Below are 20827 nucleotides of genomic sequence, written 5' to 3' on the forward strand. Positions count from 1 at the left end.
AAAAAAGGAGAAAAACTGTAATTCTGATCTTTAGAAAGCAACTAATGCTATAGCACATGATGCAAATACCTGGCTGCTTTGAATAGAAAAGAATTCGAACAGGAATTTATCGACAAGGTCATGGACGCGCAGGGAATCGTCCATAAAGTGTGTGGTATGTACTGTGACGACGAGGAGGACCGGAAAGACCTGTTCCAGGATATTCTTATAAACTTGTGGAAGTCCTATCCTTCGTTTCGCGGTGATTCCAAATTTTCGACCTGGATGTATCGCGTGAGTTTGAATGTGGCGATACAGCGACTCCGAAAATCAAATAAAGAGAAGGAGGATGCCACTCAACCCATAGATCTTGATGCGATGGCGTCCCCTCCTGAGGAAAATTTGCCGGAAAAGGAATTACAAATGATGCATACAGCCATCGAGCAATTAAGTGATGTGGAAAAAGCAATCGTGATGTTATACCTGGATGAAAAAGGAAATGAAGAAATTGCGGAAGTCATGGGAATCAGCCAGAATTATGTGCGGGTTAAGATGACGCGCATCCGTGAGAAACTTAAAAAAATGGTGGAGGCTTGATCATGGAACTCGAGCAACTGAAAGCCGCCTGGGAAAAAACGATCGAGCATGATGTTGAAGGCTACTTTGTAAGTAAGGAAGAAGTTCAGCGACTGATCGGTAAACGCTCGAACACTACGATTTCCCAGATAAAACGAAAAATTAAAACCAAAGTTTTTATAGCGGGAAGCATTGGGTTGCTGCTGCTGGCATTTACTGCGTATGTGTTTATAGCTGAAGAACCGGTATTTGACTGGTTGGAGTTCTTTTCCAGCCGGGAATCAAATTTAGAGATTGGAATTTTCTACCTGGTTTTTGGGCTGGTGATTTGCTTCATATCGGCATTTAATGCGTTCAGCTATCGCAATATTTTAAAGATTGAAGAACGGGAAAGTGATTTAAAATCATCCATCAAGAATATTTTGGCGATACTGAATAATGCGATAAGAGTTAAAGTATACTCCGATACCCTCGTTGTGCCCGCTACCTTTTTGGTACTTGTAATTATTGATTTAATTCGTGGCATCGGGATTTTCCCGGATGCAACCATCCTATTGTTATTTGTTTTGGGTGCGGTTGTGTTTGCATTGTTTTCCTATTTCATGGCCAAATATAGCCAGAACAGGAGATACGGCAGTCAAATTCGTGCCTTGGAAGAGTGCTTGGAAGAGCTTGAAGAAGAGAGATAGCTCAGCAAAAAGTTACCGCACACGTGTAATTCTGATAATCCTTTCTGCAACTAACCCTCCGAAACCAAAAATCTATTCTTAACCAATACCTCAGAAAAAATGAGTCTATTACAAAAGTTTATACCAAAAACCTTGGTTCAAATAGTGGGCAGCCTGCTTATTTTGGTAAGCGGTATACTTGTGGCAGCAAGAATTTTTGGTGCAGCTCCAGACTTTGAACTGATAGAAAACAACTGGTACTGGTCACCTTTCAATTACTGGTCGTCTTACTTTTTCCTGATAGGTGCCTTTCTATATTGTTCGCCAAAAATTATCAAGAAACTAAGAAAGCAAAAACAGAATTCAGCTGCTCCATTAATTTTTTTATGTGCCTTTTTTTTAATCGCACCTACTGTTTCCGCCCAGAATTATTCAAAGCAGGTAGATGCCCTAGCTGAAAGTTTCAAATCCAAAAGTATCGATTCGGTCAAATCATATCTGAGTGCGGATCTTCAGTTTGGACCAATACCTGCCGTAAACTCAACGGCCATTCTAACCAACATGGTCACTAACTTTCCTCTCTTAAACTCCCTGGAGATTGTTGAATCAAAAAATGGGGAAGCCATCGTGAAGTTCAATTTTGTGCAGCTTGGCGAAAATGAATCTTCCATTTTGTTTGATGAGGAAGGTAAAATCACAAAGATCGAATACCTTGAAGAGTTTGTACTGCAGGAAATTCGTGCTCAGCAACGATTGCAAAATAGTGTACAGCAACCGGCACCTGGTGAGTTAGGAGCACAATATCCTCCCGAAAAAATACAATTTGATGCAGGCGACGGACTTACGATTACCGGCAATCTGTATGAAGTTGACCCGTCTGCTCCAATAATTTTACTCTGCCATTCGGGTGGCAGCAACAAATATGAATATGCGGATATCGCACCCAAACTTAATGCGAAAGGATTCAACGCACTTGTTATCGATCAGCGATCGGGAGGTATGGTATACGGAAAAGAAAACGAGACCTTCCTACGTGCAGAAAAAGAAGGGTTTGGTACAGAGTTCGTGGATGCCCAACAGGATATAGAAGCAGCCATCGATTATTTAGTAAATGAATATGGTAGGAAAGTTACCCTCTGGGGTAGCTCCTACTCCGCAGCATTATCGTTGTATGTCGTTCAGCAAAATGAAAACCTGAACGGATTGATTTTGTTCAGTCCCGGTGATTATCTGGCGGATGTGAAAGGTAGCTTAAAAGGCGAACTCACATCTATCGGTGTTCCTTTTCTGATAACTTCTACACAGGACGAAGCGAAAGGCATTACAGATGTGTTGCTATACGGAGCTACACTAACCGAATCTCAAATTCAATATGTTCCTTCGTTTGAGGGATTCCACGGAGTGCGGGCTCTCTGGGAGGGGCAAGTGGGAAGCGAAGAATATTGGGAGGAAGTATGGAGAACGCTTTCAATTATTTATCCTGATAAATAACCGCTCCGACAACTAAGATTTCTATCATGGACAATCTAAATCCGGTTTTAAATGCTGGAGAGTATATTTATTGTAGCTTCGCTGATCATGGTGGAATGAAAATTCATGATCCAGTAATGGTATTTCAAGAATCTGAGGGAAAGACGGTGATCATCGAAAAACAACAGGCTGCAGAATTGGGAATATCATACCGGAAATTTTTTCCTGGATTACTTTGACGGTCTACTCTTCACTTGAATCAGTTGGACTTACAGCTGCCTTTTCAAGGGCACTGGCAGAAGAAGGTATTAGTTGTAACGTAGTAGCGGGCTTTCATCACGATCATTTATTTGTGCCCATTGAACAGACAGATAAAGCGATGGAAATCTTGATATCATTTCAGTGAAGAAATAATTGTAGATGAGTATTCATTGAACCTTGACCGTCCAGCAGCTGGCTATTCGATTCGGGGACCGGTTGCCCCTGGATCTGCCACGTAATCCTCTCGACCAATGATCAACAGACAGAGTTCAGTTTACACTCCCAACCTTTCGGAAATCACCGTCCACCCCATGTTTTCTTAGGTGCTGTTGTAGCACGTTATTTTACTTTATTTCTCACCTATTCGTTTGACTGTACAAGAGGTTTGAATCCTCCATAGACCATCCTACTGGCGTCAAAAATCAATTTTTCAGCATTGGTCAATGGCGCGATTAATTCTGTCATTCTTGGGTCTGTAGGAACTTTTTTGTTGGCTAAATCACGAATCTCCTTTGAAGGAAAAACGACCCAACCAAATACAATTTCCTCGTCTTCATTTGCATCTACGGTTTCTATAAAAGATTTCGTGCCTTCTAAAGACAAATCATCACCAACAAATTCGAAGTATGCAATTGCACCATAATCTTTCCAAATTTCAGCTACCTTTTCAGCCACACTCCTGTATTCGTTCAGGTGAATTCGTGGAACTGGAAGGACAAAGCCATCTATGTAATTTGTCATAATTCTATCTTATGGTTGTGGTATTCATTTTTTCGGTTTGTCTAATGTACTACAACAATCCTGAGTTCAAGTCATAAGTGCTACACGAAATATTTATCCTGCAGGCCGATACCTACTTTACCCGCCCCTATAACTCTTGGGATAAAAGAACCGTAGAAAAAGCATCTGGCTGATTTCACGGTTTTTTCGAAAGGGACGGACCTGCGAGAAATATCCCGTCAGCGCATCAAAACCGTCGAGAAGTACCTGAACATTCGACCGACTCGTAAATTTGATTACCTTTCACCCATTCAACAAGCCCTGAAACACCGCTGTGTTGCATTAATCACTGAACACGGTCCTAAATTAATCTATAGCTAATTTCTCTTTCCACATGTCAAACCGCATATTTTCTGAGGAGGAAGTACAAAAGTTGATCAAGCGGGCTGCTGAGCTTGAGGCTGAGCGGTCCGTATCTGAAAGAGACAGCAGCGAAAACGGTTTGACGATTAATGAACTTAAACATGTTGCATCTGAAGCGGGTCTTGACCCAGAGCTCATTGAACGAGCCGCTTCCGAAATGGGGAAAACGCTACCGGATGTAAAAGAAAAAGTTCGTGTCAATCGTAAGGAAATTGCCACAGAAATCTGGCTGGATCACCAGCCCGATAGAGAAACAATGGACGTGCTCGTTACGGAATTGAACCACATCTATGGAACCACCGATGAACTGAACTGGTGGGATAATCTTTGGGGCACCCATGAGGGAAAAGCGAAAGTTACCAGGTCATCCAGCACTACAGAATGGAATTACAAGACAGAAGGAGGTGTCTATTCAACTCGCGTTTTGATGCAGCAACGAGGTGAGAGGTTTCGGATACGTGTAAGCAAACGTCAAATTTTTGGTCTGGAGTGGGACAACACGGTATCGCAATTCTATATGGTACTTCCGATTGCTGTTACTTTAGGAGTAATCGGCGGAGCTCTCAGCAACTCTATACTTGGTACAGGATGGCCCGGCATAACGGCGGGAATAGTCCTTGCCATTTGCAGTTATCCTATCATGCGCTACTTTGTAAAACGCTCCGTTGAAAAAAATAAAGCCGAAGTTGCCAATACTGTGCGTCAACTCTCCAATTTGGTTTTACAATCCTCTAACAAGAAAAAAAGCAAGTCAAACGCCTCAACAACGACCCGTTCAGCCTCGGAAATTGAGATTCCGGATGAGCCGAATTCAGCTGAAGATCCTCCCGGTAGCCTTAGAAATAATCTCAGAGAGTAATTGTAGTGCGGGAAAAAGTTAACTGGTGCCAATAGAAGCTGATCGCCTGGCCGCTCATCCAAAAAAGAAATAGTTGTTATCCAATGGAAGCGGCAATATAGCTTGATTTAATCGAACGAGATATTTTCTCGAATGGCAGGTAAGATCCCGTTTAAATAAAATCCCTGAGCGGCCGTTCCTGCTCGGCGTCCTCAAGCGTCTTGTGCATTTCTTCGTGATGGCCGGCGGGTTCCAGGTGAATGGTCACGATCACGTCGCCTTTTAATGCATTGATGAGGTTTTTTTCCAGCACGGTGGCATCTTCGTGGGCTTTCTTGAGGTCTACTCCGGACTGAAAGACCGCGTGCAGTTCGATCCAGGTGGTCTGTCCGGTGGTCCGATGCCGCAGGTTGTGCACGCCGGTCATGTCCCCGGGCAGTTCGCCCTTCACGATCTTGCGTATGATGCGGTCGGCCTCCGCGTTGCGGGTGTCCATGAGCCCGTCCACGGCGTAGCGCAGCAGCTTGAATCCCTCGTATAATATATAGGTGGCCAACAGCCCGCCCACGATGGAGTCCAGCAGCTGCCAGCCGGTGAACCGGATGATCAGCAGCGTGGCCACGGCCCCCAGGCTGGTCCACACGTCCGTCAGCGTGTGCTTGCCGTTGCTGACCACCATCATGTTGTTCTCCTCCCGACCGACGCGTACCAGGTAGCGTCCCAGCAAGAAATTAACCAGCCCCGCCCCGGCCAGCAGGGCCACGCCGGCGTCGAGGTTCTGCACGGTGTGGCCGAGCAGGTAGTTGCTGATGGACTGGTAGACGATGGTGAAGCCGGCGAGGGTGATCACCGCGCCCTCCACGCCCACCGATATAAATTCCACGCGTTCGTGCCCGTAGAGGTGCTCCTCGTCGGCGGGCTTGGAGCTCAGGTGAAATCCCCAGTAGACGAAGGCCACGGCCAGGATGTGTACCACCGATTCGGCGGCGTCGGATAGGGCGGTAGTGGAGTCGGTCAACCAGAAACCTGTTCCTTTGGCTGCCAGGGAGAGGAGGGACACCCCCAGGCTGAGTCTCAGGGCGAATTTGGATCGGGAGACGCTCACATCGAGGTATTGGGTTCGGGAGCCGAAAGATTGAGCAAAGAATACCTGAAAGCAAGTCGATTACTTCAATTGTCCAGTTTAAAACTTTGCTTCAATTGGTTAATTAACTGATCCGTGTTGAGCATGGTAATGCCCATCGCTTTCAAAAGATCTTTGGTTTGTGGCGGGTTATCTTCCATCATTTCCATGAAAGCGCTCATATCTTTCTGAATGCTTTCTGGTAGTGTAATCTGATCTTCATCGGTTAATGTAGCTGCCAATCGGAATATATCTGATCGATGTTTTTTGATCGTTTTGGAATCAATACGTTGACCCTCCTTCTTACGCTGGCTTAAATCAAGAAATGCTTTGGCCTTCAAACAGACCAGGGCCAACTCATTGGCCCGACGTAATTCACCTTCGGTCGTTGAATGTTCAAGCGTAAAATGGTAATAGTCGCCATCCATCAAAATAGCAGAAAGACTGGATAGGTCTTCATCGGTCGGGATAACGGTAAATCGCGCATCATCAATCGGAGGGATAATATCCGGCGTGCGGCTGAACAATTCTATCTGCGCCGGAAACCCTTCTATCTCCGGATCTATAAACCGATAATATTGCCATCTATCAGACTGTTCATTTCGTTTATACTTTCCTGCTTTAATAAAATCCCAGAATCGAGATATAAAATCATCATCTACCGCCTCCACCACGAGAATCATATCGATATCCTTGGTCACACGGAAGTTGATTCCTTCCCGCTCGAAATAATCTTCGCAGGCAGCTCCACCAATAACGATATATGAGTCGGTGAAATCTTTAAAAAACTCCGTAAATGTTTTAAGCCCAATCACAATATTCTGCTAATCATATTTTCGAGTTCTATCTGTATTCGTTCATCCTGATCATATACAGAAGACAGATAGAGAGAAAAAGGATCTACAAAATCATCTCTTGTCAGTACAGTTGGATCATAGCTCCATATTTCAAGCCGTACGTCATGTTCATTATAGACAGTTGGATGGATTTCCCCTCTACTTCGTAATTCTTTAAATACTTTTGCATCGATCGCAAACGATTCAATATCACCTGAACTGATATTTGAATAGTAAGACAATGCGCCAAGCCCTGCTATTCTGGCTTCCTCAATATTTTCTGTCAGAAACAGCCATTCTGTTTTTTTAACAGGAGTCTTAAAATAGTCTTGAACGGTTTCCCATATCTCCCTGTCCGTTTTATCAAACTTGAGATATTTGGATCTTCCACCAACTATACTGCATGCGCCGGCTTTCTTCAGTTCTTCGGCGCATCGTCCAATCGTCCGGGGTGCGTATTTGAAAATATCTGCAATCTCCTGAAAGTTTAAATCCTCGAGTGATTCCATCCACAGATGATAAATCAATATGCATTGTGCAGAAGGGGAAAAAGATTCTGTTCGGGTTGTTCTTACTTTTTGCTGTTCATTCAATTCCATAAACATGAATGGAATGAATAGTTGTTTGCCAGGCACAACAAATGATATCCTGGATTTGATAAGCTGCTCTTTCAGATAGTACGTCACCTCATTAAATACCCAAACAGCCGGACATTCAAATGCGGATTCGATTTTTGAAATGTGTTTTTGAAGCTGACTGGGAGTTACATCGTTCTCTGACTTGGGCTCAACAAAAACAACTTCGCGATCATGAAAATCAGCATATAAAAAGTCGTAACCTTCTTTGATAAACAATGGAAGTTGTTTCAAGGCATTTGCCGGGTAGCCAAGCTTTTCCACCTCAAGCCCTGTAACTTTTTCGAGATAGGATATAAGTGCACTCATCAGCGAATAATGACGTAAATATTTAACAATGACAATGGTTATGTCATAATAAAAAAATTATGTCATTAAACCTATCTGTACGGCAGATTTCAAAGCGGCTCAATGTAACGCCGATTGGTCAAGTCATAGCAGTCAAAAAGTGAAAAGCCCTATAAATAGAACTGCCATGACCTTTAGCATCAATGTCAATACATTGATTTCAGGAAGTAACTTAATAAACGAAGGTCCACCTATCTCAACTTTGTAGTCGACGCGCATCGGTTAGCGTCGCAGCATGTATTTGGATCGGGAGCCGGGTACAATGGTGCTTGGTTCGGCAACCGAAAGATTGAGCAAAGAATACCTGAAAGCAAGTCGATTACTTCTTATTTTTACGCTCATTTTCGCATACCCATGGAAGCGCGCAACTTTTGCAGGACCTCAATCCCGAACATAAGAAGATCTTCGACGTCATATCCCGGGCCGCCTCTGCGGTGGACCAGCCCGCGTGGGTGGTGGGCGGCTACGTGCGGGATTACTACCTGAGCCGCCTGGAGGAGAGCGGCGTCACCGACATCGATTTTGTAACCGTCGGATCGGGCATCACCCTGGCGCGGAAGGTGGCCGAGCTGCTGGAGACCGGCAATATCAATGTCTTCAAGCGCTTCGGTACCGCCCAGGTGAAGTACAGGGAGCTGGACCTGGAGTTTGTGGGCGCGCGCAAGGAGAGCTACAACCGCGACTCGCGCAAGCCGGTGGTGGAGGACGGCACGCTGGAGGACGACCAGCTGCGGCGCGACTTTACCATCAACGCCCTCTCCTGGTCGCTCAACGAGGAGACTTTCGGGGAGCTGGTGGATCCCTTCGAGGGCATACAGGACCTCAAGAAGCGCCTGGTGCGTACGCCGGTCGATCCGGTGCAGACCTTTGACGACGACCCGCTGCGGATGATGCGGGCGGTGCGCTTCGCCACCCAGCTTCACTTCGACATCGAAGAGCAGACCTTCCGCTCCATCGAGCGCATGGCGGGGCGCATCGAGATCGTCTCCAAGGAGCGCATCATCGAGGAGCTCAACAAGATCGTCATGGCGCCCGTCCCCTCCCGGGGCTTCACCATGCTCTTCAAGGCGGGCCTGCTGCACCACTTTTTCCCTGAGCTGGTGAAACTGCACGGGGTGGAGGAGGTGCGCGGGGTGCGGCACAAGGACAATTTCTGGCACACCCTGCAGGTATTGGACAACACCGCCGAGATGAGCGACAACCTCTGGCTGCGATGGGCCGCCATCATGCATGACATCGCCAAGCCGGCCACCCAGCAGTATGTGCCGGGCACGGGATGGACCTTCCACGGGCACGATGCGCTGGGCGCCAAGTGGGTGGAGTCGATCTTCCGGCGATTGGGACTGCCCCTTGATGAGCGCATGCGCTACGTGCGCAAGCTGGTGCGCCTGCACCTGCGCCCCATCGCCCTGGTGTCGGAGGACGTCACCGACAGCGCCATCCGCCGGCTCATCTACGACGCGGGCGAAGACATCGACGACCTGATGACCCTCTGCCGGGCCGACATCACCTCCAAGAACGACCGGAAGGTGGCGCAGTACAACCGCAACTTTGACTACGTGGAGCAGAGAATTGTGGAGGTGGAGAAGAAGGATCGCATCCGCAGGTGGAAGAACCCCATTGACGGCGAGGAGATCATGGAGACCTTCGGCATCGATCCCGGACCGGTGATCGGCGACGTCAAGGACGCCATCAAGGAGGCCATCCTGGACGGGGTGATCCCCAACGAGCACGATGCGGCCTACGACTATATGCTGGAGATCAGGGATCGCTTTCCGGAGCTGGCCGATTCCCAACCCAAGGAGCAGGAGTGACCATGTGGCTGGCCTATTCGCACGCCAAGATCAACCTGGGGCTGCAGGTGCTGGAGCGCCTGCCCGCCGGCTACCATCGCATCGCCACCGGCATCTGCTTCCTGGAGTGGAAGGACCGCTTTGAGGTGGAGCGGGCGGGGCGCTACAAGCTGGAGATCGACCAGGAGGAGGGACGCGAGCAGGACATTCCCACCGGCGACCGCAACCTGGTCACCCGCGCCGTGCAGGCCATGGATCGGTATGTGGGACTCGATCACCATTACCATTTTCGCATTACCAAGAACATCCCGGCCGGGGCGGGACTCGGGGGAGGCAGCAGCAACGCCGCCCTCGCCCTGCGCATGCTCAACAAGATGGAGGATATCGGGCTGAGCGACGACAGGCTGGTGGACATCGGACGCGATCTCGGGGCCGACGTGCCGCTGTTTATCAGGGGACACACCGGCATCGCCACGGGTATAGGACATGAGATCGAGGAGCTGGACCTGCAGCCCGGCTACTGGATCGTCACCTGCTTCCCGGGCGAGACCAGCGGCACGGCCGAGGCCTACCGTTTCTGCGAGCCCAATCCCGAGCCTGACTTCCCCCTGCGCCGCGTGCTCACCGAAGAGCCGGTGGAGGAGTGGCGCTACATGCTTTCCAACGACCTGGAACCCGCCGTCTTCCCCCGCGTCAACGTGTCGGGCAATCTAAAGGACCAGTTCTACGAGCTGGGGGCGGTCTACGCCTCCATGAGCGGCAGCGGGTCGGCCGTCTACGGGCTTTTCGAGCAGGATTTTGTGGCCATCAACGCCTACGAGGGACTCCTGGAGCTGGGGCTGCGGACCAACCTGACGCGGCCGGATTTCTCGCCCGATACCGGCATCTACCGCAAGGAGTGAGTTGCCGCATATTAGGAATTGGGAACCGGGATTGGTTATTTGTGTGGAAGGTGTATGGGCACACGGCATTTCAATCATGGCAACGCAACAGCACAACAGACGATGAGCTACGCGGGCAACGGCGATCTGCGCACCGGGATGAACGTGGACGCCTTTCGGGAAGACATCAAGCAGCATCTCTACTACACCCTGGCCAAGGACAATTACTCTTCCACCGAATGGGACATCTACCAGAGTGTGGTGCTGAGCGTGATGGACCGCCTGCACGACCGCTGGATACGCACCCAGCAGACCTATTACGAGCAGGGTTCCAAGCGCGTATATTACCTCTCCATGGAGTACCTCATCGGGCGGCTGCTGGACAACATGCTCATCAACCTGGGGCTGCAGGAGGTGGCTGCGGAGGCTTTTGAGGATCTGGGACTCGATTACGACGCCGTCCGCGAGGCGGAGGTGGATGCGGGACTGGGCAACGGGGGACTGGGCCGGCTGGCCGCCTGTTACCTGGACTCCATGGCCACCCTCGGCATCCCGGCCATCGGCTACGGCATCCGCTACGACTACGGTATCTTCGACCAGGAGATCCGCGACGGCTACCAGGTGGAGCAGCCTGACCTCTGGCTGCAGTACGGCTACCCCTGGGGAGTGGTGCGTCCCAAAATCCAGTATCCCATTCCCTTCTACGGGGAGACGGAGGCCTACGAGGATGGGAACGGCGACCTGCGCTACGACTGGGTGAACACCCGGCCGGTGATCGCCCTCGCCTACGACACCCCCATTCCCGGCTACGGCAACGACAAGGCAAATCACCTGCGCCTCTGGAAGGCGGTCTCCTCCCACTCGCTTGACCTGGAGCGCTTCAACGAGGGCAACTACGTGGACGCCATCCGCGAGAACCTGATGGAGGAGAACATCTCCCGGGTGCTCTACCCCAACGACAAGGTGATGGCCGGGCAGGAGCTGCGACTCAAGCAGGAGTACTTCCTGGTGGCCTCCTCGCTGAAGGATGCCATCCGACGTTTCAAAAAACAGTTTGACGACCTGCGGCGCATCCCCGAGAAGGTGGCGGTGCAGTGCAACGACACCCATCCGCTGCTGGCCATTCCGGAGCTGATGCGCATGCTGTTGGACGAGGAGAAGCTGAACTGGGAGCAGAGCTGGGAGATCGTCACCGGCACCATCCACTACACCAACCACACGTTGCTGCCGGAGGCCCTGGAGAAGTGGCCCATGACGTTGATGGGCACCCTGCTGCCGCGACACGCGCAAATTATCCGGGAGATCGACCGGCGCTTTGTGAATTCCATCGAGGTGAAGGGGAGGGAGGACGCCGAGCGGCGCGATCGCATGCGGGTGGTGACCCAGGAGATGAACAGCACGGTGCGCATGGGCAACCTGGGGGTCATCGGCTCGCGGCGGGTGAACGGGGTGTCGCAGGTGCACGGTGATCTTATGAAGGAGACCACCTTCCGCGATTTTTACGAGGAGTACCCGGAGAAATTCACCGCCATCACCAACGGGGTTACGCCGCGGCGCTGGCTGCGGCAGTGCAACCCGGAGCTATCGGAGTTGATCAGCGGGGAGATCGGCGAGGAGTGGGTGCGGGATCTTGACCGGCTGGAGGAGCTGGAGGGGTGCGCGGAGGATGCCCGCTTCCTCGAGCGCTTTGAGGAGGTCAAGCAGGCCAAGAAGGCCCAGCTGGCCGGGTACATTAAGGATGAACTGGAGGTGGAGGTGCCCACGGGGGCGATCTTCGACATTCAGGTGAAGCGGATCCACGAGTACAAGCGACAGCTGATGGCCGCCCTGCACGCCGCGGCCCTATACAACGAGATCAAGGAGAATCCGGGCAGCGGGCGCCTGCCCCGCGTGCTGCTCTTCGCCGGCAAGGCCGCCCCCGGCTATGCCATGGCCAAGCTGCACGTGAAGCTGATCACCAGCATAGCGGAGACCATCAACGGGGACCCCGACATGCAGGGGCAGCTGCACTGCGTCTTTCTGCCCAACTACAGCGTGTCATTGGCCGAGCGGATGATCCCCGCCGCCAACCTCTCCGAGCAGATCTCCACGGCGGGCATGGAAGCCTCCGGCACGGGCAACATGAAGTTCGCCCTGAACGGGGCGCTGACGGTGGGGACCTGGGACGGGGCTAATATCGAGATGGCGGGGCGCGTGGGCGAGGAGCATATATTTATTTTTGGGAACGACGTGGAGCAGGTGGAGGCGCTGCGCAATGGGCCCTACCGTCCGGCCGAGAAGCTGGAAGAGCTGCCGCGGCTACGGCAGGTGCTGGACCAGCTGCGGGAGGGCTACTTCTGCCCGGAGGAGCCGGATTTGTTTCAGCCGGTGATCAACTCCCTGTTGAACCAGGGGGATTATTTCATGGTGCTGGCTGACTTCGCCTCCTATTGGGAGAAACAATTGGAAATCGAGGAGGCCTACCGCGACCGGGAAGGGTGGAACCGCAGCGCGGTTCGGAACGTGGCCGGGATGGGCTATTTCTCGTCGGACCGCTCTATCCGTGAGTACGCCCGGGAGATCTGGCAGGTGCCGGTGGATGGTTAAGTCCTACGAAAACAGATATAATATTTTGAAAAGAGACCGCTAAAAATCACTTCCTGTGTTCAACAAATAAGTGGCACTTACAATAAACATAGAAAGGCTGATCAAAGGACAGGTGGTCGAAACCGACCGGGTTGAATATAAGTCCGGCTGGAACCCGGAGGATATCATCCACACCATGTGTGCCTTTGCCAATGACATCCATAACTTGGGCGGCGGGTTTATAGTTCTGGGTGTGGAAGAAAAAGAAGGTCTTCCGCAACTGCCTCCAAAAGGGTTGCAAAGAAACCAAATTGATGCTATCCAAAATAAGCTGCTGGAATTGAGTAATATGATTCATCCGGCTTATTTTGGGATTTCAACCGTTTCAGAGATATCTGAGATACCAATATTGGTGCTTCAATGTCCGGGTGGAGATCATCGCCCCTATTCTGCTCCGGTATCCCTTTCAAGGAAAAGTAAAGATCGTGCATACTGGATTCGACGGTATAGTTCTACTGTCCGGGCCAATTCAAATGAGCGGCAAACGTTGCACGAGATGGCTGCGAAAGTTCCGTTTGATGATCGAATTTGTCACCAAGCTTCTTTAACGGATCTTAGCCTTTCTCTTGTCAAAGAATTTCTGAAAAAGGTAGAAAGCCCACTGTTCGAACAGGCGGATACTATCTCATTCCAGGATTTGTGCCGCCAGATGCAGATCGTAAAAGGTTCTGAAGAGCAGATCAAACCGGTGAATGTGGGATTACTGTTGTTCAACGAAAATCCCGAACGGTTTTTCCCGGTTACACAAATTGAGGTGGTTATCTATCGGGATGAGGTAGGCGACCGATTTTCTGAAAGAGCTCCAACTTACAGAAGGACGTGCAACCGGTTTCCCCAAAATATATGATGCTATGAAGAGGAACGGTTCTCCGGAACCTCAATTTGAAACCGATGATGATCGAAACTATTTCCTGGCTGTACTACCGGTTCATCCTGAGTTAAAATCAAGGGGTCAAGCTGGGGGTCAAGTTGGGGGTCAAGCTGGGGGAAATGAGCTCAATGATACGGAAAAAGCCATCTTGAACATTTTACAACAAGGGCCAAGCTCAACCAATGAAATTGTAAAAGAAATGGGATTAGGTAAACGAACCGGTGCACTGCAACGTACGTTAAAGGGTTTATTGGAGAGGGGACAGATACGATATCTATATCCGGATACCCCAAGACATCCAGGCCAAAAGTATGTCCTGGTCAGAGAAAATAAGAAGTGAAGCACTTCTACTTTTTGGTTGTCAACCTAGTCATCAGATCACGGGTGCGGTTAAGCTCATCTTCATTGACGGTGTGCGGCATGTTGGGATAGATCTTTTTGGTGACCTCCCCGCCCAGCCCTTCCAGCACCTGCGCGGTGGTCTCCACCCGCTCCTGCGGGATATGGGGGTCACGGTCGCTGCAGCCCAGGAAGACGGGCGTGCCCTCCAGGTCGCCGGAATAGGCGGAGGCGTCGACCGACGGGCCGATCAGTCCCCCGCTGTAGCCCACCACCCCGCCGAAGCGGCGCGGGTGCCGCGCGGCGTACTCGGTGGCCAGGCAGGCGCCCTGGGAGAATCCCAGCAGGACGGTTTTTTCGGCCGGGATGCCCTCCCCGGCCAACTTGTTGAAGAGATCGTGCAGCGCTTGCAGGCCGCTGTCCAGCCCGGGCTGATTCTTCTCCTTATCCTCCAGGAACGAATTGGGGTACCAGGTGTGTCCGGAGGCCTGTGGAGCCAGGTAGCGGAACGTCGGCATGTCGAACTCGCGGGCCAGTCCCATCATGCCGGCCGCGGTGGCGCCGCGGCCGTGCACCAAAATCATGGCGGCCTCCGCATCGTCGGACTTGGCGCCTGCCTGCTCCACGGTGCCGTTCTGATGCGGTCCGCTGAAAGGATTGTCGGTCTGTGCTCGGAATAGGTCCATGGGAATCAGCTTTGAATATTCACGTGACTTATTCGGCCTGGCCGGTGCGTATCTCCGGCAGGCGGCTCTCGATCTGCTCGCGGTGCGATTCGTACCAGGGCGGCAGCTTCCATTCGTCAGCGAGGTTTTCGTCGGTTTTTTCCGCCCCGAAGCCGGGTCCGTCCGTGGCGATCTCGAAGAGCACGCCGCCTGGCTCCTGGAAGTAGACCGACTTGAAGAAATGCCGGTCGATGACCTGGGTGGGATTCAGTCCCATCTCCATGACCTGCTGGCGGTAGGCTTTCTGGGTTTTCTCGTCGGCCGTCCGGAAGGCCACATGGTGGATAATGCCCCGACCATTGCGTCCCTGATGAGGTTCCACGGTTTCCAGCAGCACATTGCCTCCTACGGCCGCATCGGTGCGCCAGCGTTCGATGGCGCCCTCCGTTTCGGCCTTCTCGAAGCCCAGCACCTCGCCCAGCACGCGGGCGGTGCCCTCGGTCTCGGTCAGGCGGAGGGTAGCGCCCCAGAAGCCGCGGATGGCGTGTTTGGCGGGCACGCCGGGGGATGCCCATCCGGGGAGCTCCTCGACGCCGGGATCGGTGACCAGCTCCAGGTCCATACCGTCGGGGTCCCCGAAGCGAAGCACCTGCGCGCCGAAGCGTTCGTCGGGTCCTTCGAAATCTATTTCCATCTCCTCCAGACGCTCCTGCCAGAAATCGAGCGAGCCGGTCGGGATGGCAAAGGCCACCACCTGCGCCTCCCCGCTGGAGGGCTCCCCCTTGATGGCCCGGGGCCATGGAAAGAAGGTGAGTTCGCTGCCGGGCGTGCCTTCGGCGTTGCCGTAGAAGAGGTGGGGCGTGCTGGGGTCGTCCTGGTTCACCGACTTGCCGATGAAGCGCAGGCCGAGGGTGTCCACGTAGAAGGTGGCGTTGGTCTGGGCCGCCCCGCTGAGGGCGGTGATATGGTGTATGCCGTTTTGGTGGGAGTGCATGACGGTAGGCTATAGGGTTTGCAGTTCCTTGAGGTCGGCTTCGATGGTATCACGCTTTGATTCAAGCCAGTCGGGCAGTTTCAACTCACCGCCCAGCTGCGAGGGTTCCTCGTCAATGGCGAAACCGGGCCCGTCGGTGGCGATTTCAAGCAGCACCCCGCCAGGTTCGTGAAAGTAGACCGACCGGAAATACTGCCGGTCCCTGCGGTCGGTGACGTGGTAGCCGCGGTCTATCAGGGCCCGGGCGATCTGGTCCTGGTGTTCCTCGTCCCTTGCCCGGAAGGCCACATGGTGAACGGTGCCGCGGCCGGGGCGCCCGTCCAGTTCCGCTCCGCCGATAATTTCCACGGCGGAGCCGTGCCCGACGGAGCTATGCTCGCCGGAGTTTTCCCCGCCAGCCGGCAGGTAGAGGTGGCGGTCACCCTCCGAGGCGGCGTGTTCATATCCCAGTACGCCGGTCAGCAGTTCGGCGGTGGGACCGGGATCGCCTTCGGCCAGGGTGACGCCCTGTAGGGCACGGACGGCGTGCTCGTCGGGGACCCGGCCGTTGTCGGGTCCCGGCATGCCAGCGGCCTCCTCCGACTCGGCCAGCTCCAGATGCAGTCCGTCGGGGTCCTGCAGGCCCATCACGCGTCGCCCGAATCGCTCAAAAGGCTCCACCATGCCCACATGCTCTCCGTCGAGACGCTCGCTCCAGTAGTCCAGGGCGCCCGGGGGCACGGCGAAGGAGAGAGCCACGGCCTGCCCCCGGTCGGGATGCCCTTTCTGCAGGCGTGACCAGGGAAAGAAGGTCAGCACGGTGCCTGGGTTCCCCTCGCGGTCGCCGTAGTAGAGGTGGTAGACGGAAGGATCGTCGAAGTTGACGGTCTTCTTGACCAGCCGCAGCCCCAGAAGGCCTGCGTAGAAATCGTAGTTGCGCTGCGGGTCACCCGCGACGGCGGTGATGTGATGGAGGCCGGAGCTGTTCATGTCTGGCGTTATCTGGATTTCGCTTGTATGAATTAATTTAATGTTAAACTAACATCGATGCTAATAGGTATAATAGATGATGCCGATAGGCTGTCGTGACGCCCACAAATCGGTTATCTGGCAGTGGCGAGAAATTGCTGGATCAATGGGTGATAATTCCTACATTATATTACTGTTTATACATGGTTCCATTCAAACTACCCATGCATTATGGCTGAATCTACCTTAAAACAAAAAGTACTGGAAAGCATAGAAAAGCTTCCTCAAGATGCTTCGCTGGATGACATTATTGAACGCATCTATTTTATACATAAAGTCGAAGTCGGCCTTAAGCAATCAGAGCAAGGTGATATGATCTCACATGAGGAAGTGCTCATACGTATTGAAAAATGGTAACGCTGCTATAGACGCCGCAGGCCGTTGAGGAGATGGCGAAACGCGTTAGGACTTCCCGTAGACCGGCACCACCGCTCCGCGCGTCACCCGGTTATTCGGGGAGGCCAGCCAGAGGATCTGCCTCGCAATCTCGCGGGGCTTGGGCCAGGTCTCGTAGTCGGCCTCCGGCATGTCAGTGCGGTTCTGCGGGGTGTCGATGACCGAGGGGGCCACGGCGTTGACCAGGATGCCGTCGCCGGCCAGTTCGGCTCCCAATGCCTGCGTGAGGGCAGCCACGGCGGCCTTGGCGGCCGTGTAGGCCGGCATGCCCTTGCCCTGACGTGGTTCCAGGGCGGGGCGGGAGGCCACATTTACGATGCGCCCTCCCTCGCCCGTCTGCCGCATGTGGCGCACCGCCGCGCGGCAGCTGTTGTAGCAGGTGAGGGTGTTGAGGGACCACTGCCCGCGGAACGCTTCCGCTCCGGTGTTTTCGATGTTGCCCATGCCGAATCCGCCGGCCAGGTGCACCGAGGCCCAGAGGGGACCCAGGCGGTCCACCGCCTCGGCGTAAAAGTGTCCGGCCTGCTTTTCGTCGGCCAGGTCCACCCCGGCCTCCATAAAGACGTGCTCGCCCCGGTCGAAGGGGGCCTCGTCCATCTCCTTCTTGCTGTAGCAGGGTACGCTGCAGCTGGCGCCCACCTGGAGCAGCAGGCCCGTGACGGCCTGTCCCAGGGCGCCGGCCCCTCCCGTTACGACGACGTGTCGGTCCTTGAGTTCAACGCTCATGGCAGTGGCATCTTAGGTTGCAGTTGCGGTTTCCCGGCCCGTACCTGCTACAAGGGCTATTCCCCGCATCGCGTTCCGCGCGCCCGGTCATTGCTTTTTTAGTCCTGCCCAGGGAGTGTTACTTTTCAAGCGGAACAGAAACTTTAACGGACAGCTGCGCGCACCATGAATCTCTTTTCGGCCATCATTCTGGCGGCACTCGCCGTCGACTTCCTGCTCAACCTGGCGGCGGACCTGGCCAACCTGCGCGCCCTCCGCGGGGAGCTGCCCGAGGAGTTCGAGGAGGTCTACGACCGGGAGACCTACGCCCGCTCGCAGGTCTACACCCGGGAGCGGACGCGCTTCGGGATTCTGGTTTCGGTCTTCAACCTGGGACTTCTTCTCTTCTTCTGGTTCCTGGGGGGCTTCAACGGCCTCGACCAGCTGGTGCAAAGCTGGGGAATGGGCGTCATCGGCACCGGACTGGCCTGGGTGGGCATCCTGGTGCTGCTCAAGGGTCTCTTTTCGCTGCCTTTCAGCCTCTACTCCACCTTCGTGATCGAGGAGGAGTTCGGTTTCAACAAGACCACGCTCAAGACCTATTTCATGGACCGGCTCAAGGGACTGGTCCTGGGGGCGGTGCTGGGGGGACCCCTGCTGGCGGGCGTGATCGCCTTTTTTGCCTATGGCGGATCCCTCGCCTGGCTCTACGCCTGGGGGGCCGTGAGCCTGTTTACCCTCTTCGTACAATTCATCGCACCGCGCTGGATCATGCCCCTTTTCAACGACTTCGAGCCCCTGGAGGAGGGGGGGCTGCGCGACAAGATCCGCGCCTACGCCGACGAGGTGCGCTTTGCCCTGGAGGGAATTTACGTAATGGACGGCTCCAAGCGCTCCAGCAAGTCCAACGCCTTCTTCACCGGTTTCGGCAAGAACAAGCGCATCGCCCTCTTCGATACCCTTGTTGAAAACCATACGGAGGACGAGCTGGTGGCCGTGCTGGCCCATGAAGTCGGCCACTACAAAAAGAAGCACATCCTGCAGAACATCGCGGTGAGCGTGGCCCAGACCGGGGTGATGTTCTTCCTGCTCTCGGTCTTTCTCGATTCTTCCGGGCTATACGAGGCCTTCTACATGGAGCAGGCTTCGGTCTACGCCGGACTGCTTTTTTTCGGGTTGCTCTACGCGCCGCTGGACATGCTGCTTTCGCTGGTCATGCAGGCGGTCTCCCGGCGACATGAGTACCAGGCCGACGCCTTTGCGGCCCGCACCTGGCGCGCCGATCCCATGATCAGCGCCCTCAAAAAGCTCTCGAGGGACAATCTCTCCAACCTCACCCCGCACCCCTTTTACGTGTTTATCAACTACTCCCACCCGCCGGTGCTGCAGCGCATCCGCGCGCTCCGGTCGGTGGCAGCCTCCCCCGCATCCTGACGCCCTTGCACCCCAACCCTAATTCCCTGCCCTCATGAGCCGATTCGAGACCCGCGCCATCCACGCCGGCAAGCCCCGCCCTTCCAAGGGTGAGGACCTGGTGCCCCCTATCCACCGAAGCACGGTCTACGCCCTCGACAAGGAGGGCTACGAGGAGGGGGACCCCAACTATACGCGCTACGACAACCCCAACCGCCGCCAGCTCGAAGGGCTGCTGGCCGATTTGGAGGAGGGGACCGGCTGCGCCGCTTTCGCCTCGGGAGTGGCCGCCGCCACGGCGGTCTTCCAGGCCCTGGATCCCGGCGACCATGTGCTGATGCCCGACGACGTCTACGCCGGCAACCGCAAGCTGGTCAGGGAGCTCTTCGGGCGCTGGGGACTGCAGTACGATTTTGTGCCTATGAGCGGCACGGGACGCATCGAGGAGGCGCTGCGCGACAATACCCGCCTGGTCTGGCTGGAGACCCCCTCCAACCCCATGCTGAACATCACCGACATTGCGGCGGTCTGCGAAATGGTCGACGGGAGCGGCGCGAAGGTGCTGGTCGACAATACCTTCCTGACCCCCTTCAACCAGCGGCCCCTCACCCTGGGCGCCGACCTGGTGCTGCACTCCACCACCAAGTTCCTCGGGGGACACAGCGATATTCAGGGCGGGGCGGTGATCGCCCGGGAGGAGGATTCCTTCATGGAGCTTATCCGAGATATACAGGTGACCGCCGGCGCGGTGCCCTCCCCGGAAGACTGCTGGCTGCTGGCCCGCAGCATACAGACCCTTTCGTACCGCATGCGCGCACACAACCAGAACGGCATGGAGCTGGCCCTCTTTCTGCAGAACCACCCGGCCGTGGAGAAGGTATACTACCCCGGCCTGGCTACCCACGCGGGTTATGAGAACGCCCAAAAGCAGATGAGCGGCTTCGGGGGGATGATCTCCTTCCTGCTGAAGACCCGCGCGCAGGGTGGGGAGGCGGGTCTCGAGGCCGTCCGCGCAGTAGCCGGATCGCGCCTCATCCAGCGGGCCACCAGCCTGGGCGGGGTGGAGAGCACCTGGGAGCACCGCCGCAGCAGCGAGGGGGAGGACTCGGAGACCCCGCATAACCTGGTTCGCATCAGTGTAGGGCTGGAGCATGAGGAGGACCTTAAAGCGGACCTTGAGCGGGCGCTGGAAGGCCTGGAACGCCCTGCTGGAGACTGAGGGTTATTTTGATCTCATTCCATTTATTGTGATCTTTGAAG

At 54.2% G+C, this 20827-nt stretch carries 21 protein-coding genes; 13 read left to right on the plus strand and 8 right to left on the minus strand.

Going from position 1 to position 20827, the window contains the following annotated elements; all coding sequences use genetic code 11:
* The first annotated feature begins 78 nt into the window (after window positions 1-78).
* The 4 genes from U5K31_08865 to U5K31_08880 all read left to right on the plus strand — a co-directional run bounded on the left by U5K31_08865 (window position 79) and on the right by U5K31_08880 (window position 2932).
* On the plus strand, window positions 79-576 hold the full coding sequence (locus U5K31_08865) for a sigma-70 family RNA polymerase sigma factor (protein ID MDZ7772834.1): 498 nt from the start codon (window positions 79-81) through the stop codon (window positions 574-576).
* A 2-nt stretch (window positions 577-578) separates the two neighbouring features.
* Window positions 579-1244 (plus strand): hypothetical protein, encoded by a 666-nt coding sequence (locus U5K31_08870; GenBank protein MDZ7772835.1) that lies wholly within the window; start codon window positions 579-581, stop codon window positions 1242-1244.
* Window positions 1245-1343: 99 nt separating this feature from the next.
* Window positions 1344-2714 (plus strand): alpha/beta hydrolase, encoded by a 1371-nt coding sequence (locus U5K31_08875; GenBank protein MDZ7772836.1) that lies wholly within the window; start codon window positions 1344-1346, stop codon window positions 2712-2714.
* A gap of 26 nt (window positions 2715-2740) precedes the next feature.
* The gene (locus U5K31_08880) at window positions 2741-2932 is read left to right on the plus strand and encodes an ACT domain-containing protein (protein MDZ7772837.1); all 192 of its coding nucleotides are present in this window, start codon (window positions 2741-2743) and stop codon (window positions 2930-2932) included.
* A gap of 382 nt (window positions 2933-3314) precedes the next feature.
* On the opposite strand, the gene U5K31_08885 is transcribed toward U5K31_08880, so the two are convergent.
* Window positions 3315-3695: a DUF1428 domain-containing protein gene (locus tag U5K31_08885; protein MDZ7772838.1), complete on the minus strand. Its 381-nt coding sequence runs from the start codon at window positions 3693-3695 to the stop codon at window positions 3315-3317.
* 373 nt (window positions 3696-4068) lie between these two features.
* On the opposite strand from U5K31_08885, the gene U5K31_08890 reads away from it, so the two are divergent.
* Window positions 4069-4956: a hypothetical protein gene (locus U5K31_08890; GenBank protein ID MDZ7772839.1), complete on the plus strand. Its 888-nt coding sequence runs from the start codon at window positions 4069-4071 to the stop codon at window positions 4954-4956.
* A gap of 151 nt (window positions 4957-5107) precedes the next feature.
* Here U5K31_08890 and U5K31_08895 read toward each other — a convergent pair whose 3' ends face one another.
* From U5K31_08895 to U5K31_08905, 3 genes are all read right to left on the minus strand, one after another.
* Entirely contained in the window at window positions 5108-6040 is a 933-nt protein-coding gene (locus U5K31_08895) for a cation diffusion facilitator family transporter (protein ID MDZ7772840.1), read from the minus strand.
* A gap of 65 nt (window positions 6041-6105) precedes the next feature.
* Complete coding sequence (locus U5K31_08900) at window positions 6106-6873, minus strand: hypothetical protein (GenBank protein ID MDZ7772841.1); 768 nt, start codon at window positions 6871-6873, stop codon at window positions 6106-6108.
* Complete coding sequence (locus U5K31_08905) at window positions 6870-7838, minus strand: hypothetical protein (protein ID MDZ7772842.1); 969 nt, start codon at window positions 7836-7838, stop codon at window positions 6870-6872. Before U5K31_08905 ends, U5K31_08900 begins: the two co-directional genes overlap by 4 nt.
* Before the next feature lie 410 nt (window positions 7839-8248).
* Between U5K31_08905 and U5K31_08910 the strand changes: the two genes are divergently transcribed.
* The 5 genes from U5K31_08910 to U5K31_08930 all read left to right on the plus strand — a co-directional run bounded on the left by U5K31_08910 (window position 8249) and on the right by U5K31_08930 (window position 14387).
* Complete coding sequence (locus U5K31_08910; GenBank protein MDZ7772843.1) at window positions 8249-9691, plus strand: HD domain-containing protein; 1443 nt, start codon at window positions 8249-8251, stop codon at window positions 9689-9691.
* Between the two features lie 2 nt (window positions 9692-9693).
* Window positions 9694-10572: a 4-(cytidine 5'-diphospho)-2-C-methyl-D-erythritol kinase gene (ispE, locus tag U5K31_08915; GenBank protein MDZ7772844.1), complete on the plus strand. Its 879-nt coding sequence runs from the start codon at window positions 9694-9696 to the stop codon at window positions 10570-10572.
* A 102-nt stretch (window positions 10573-10674) separates the two neighbouring features.
* Window positions 10675-13137 carry a glycogen/starch/alpha-glucan phosphorylase gene (locus U5K31_08920; protein ID MDZ7772845.1) on the plus strand — a complete coding sequence of 821 codons (2463 nt, stop codon included), beginning with the start codon at window positions 10675-10677 and terminating at the stop codon, window positions 13135-13137.
* A gap of 112 nt (window positions 13138-13249) precedes the next feature.
* Complete coding sequence (locus U5K31_08925; protein MDZ7772846.1) at window positions 13250-14023, plus strand: ATP-binding protein; 774 nt, start codon at window positions 13250-13252, stop codon at window positions 14021-14023.
* Window positions 14016-14387, plus strand: a complete 372-nt coding sequence (locus U5K31_08930) for a hypothetical protein (protein ID MDZ7772847.1) — start codon at window positions 14016-14018, stop codon at window positions 14385-14387. Before U5K31_08925 ends, U5K31_08930 begins: the two co-directional genes overlap by 8 nt.
* Before the next feature lie 7 nt (window positions 14388-14394).
* Here U5K31_08930 and U5K31_08935 read toward each other — a convergent pair whose 3' ends face one another.
* The 3 genes from U5K31_08935 to U5K31_08945 are packed head-to-tail and all read right to left on the minus strand — an operon-like array spanning window position 14395 to window position 17014.
* Entirely contained in the window at window positions 14395-15072 is a 678-nt protein-coding gene (locus U5K31_08935; protein MDZ7772848.1) for an alpha/beta hydrolase, read from the minus strand.
* Window positions 15073-15100: 28 nt separating this feature from the next.
* Entirely contained in the window at window positions 15101-16045 is a 945-nt protein-coding gene (locus U5K31_08940; protein ID MDZ7772849.1) for a VOC family protein, read from the minus strand.
* A 9-nt stretch (window positions 16046-16054) separates the two neighbouring features.
* On the minus strand, window positions 16055-17014 hold the full coding sequence (locus U5K31_08945; protein MDZ7772850.1) for a VOC family protein: 960 nt from the start codon (window positions 17012-17014) through the stop codon (window positions 16055-16057).
* Window positions 17015-17224: 210 nt separating this feature from the next.
* Between U5K31_08945 and U5K31_08950 the strand changes: the two genes are divergently transcribed.
* Window positions 17225-17410: a hypothetical protein gene (locus U5K31_08950; protein ID MDZ7772851.1), complete on the plus strand. Its 186-nt coding sequence runs from the start codon at window positions 17225-17227 to the stop codon at window positions 17408-17410.
* A 45-nt stretch (window positions 17411-17455) separates the two neighbouring features.
* On the opposite strand, the gene U5K31_08955 is transcribed toward U5K31_08950, so the two are convergent.
* Complete coding sequence (locus U5K31_08955) at window positions 17456-18175, minus strand: SDR family NAD(P)-dependent oxidoreductase (protein MDZ7772852.1); 720 nt, start codon at window positions 18173-18175, stop codon at window positions 17456-17458.
* Window positions 18176-18340: 165 nt separating this feature from the next.
* On the opposite strand from U5K31_08955, the gene U5K31_08960 reads away from it, so the two are divergent.
* Both U5K31_08960 and U5K31_08965 read left to right on the plus strand, forming a co-directional pair.
* On the plus strand, window positions 18341-19588 hold the full coding sequence (locus U5K31_08960) for a M48 family metallopeptidase (GenBank protein MDZ7772853.1): 1248 nt from the start codon (window positions 18341-18343) through the stop codon (window positions 19586-19588).
* A gap of 34 nt (window positions 19589-19622) precedes the next feature.
* Window positions 19623-20786: a PLP-dependent transferase gene (locus U5K31_08965; GenBank protein MDZ7772854.1), complete on the plus strand. Its 1164-nt coding sequence runs from the start codon at window positions 19623-19625 to the stop codon at window positions 20784-20786.
* Window positions 20787-20827: the final 41 nt, after the last annotated feature.

The organism is Balneolaceae bacterium (assembly GCA_034521445.1).
Classification (GTDB): Bacteria; Bacteroidota; Rhodothermia; order Balneolales; family Balneolaceae; genus JAXHMM01.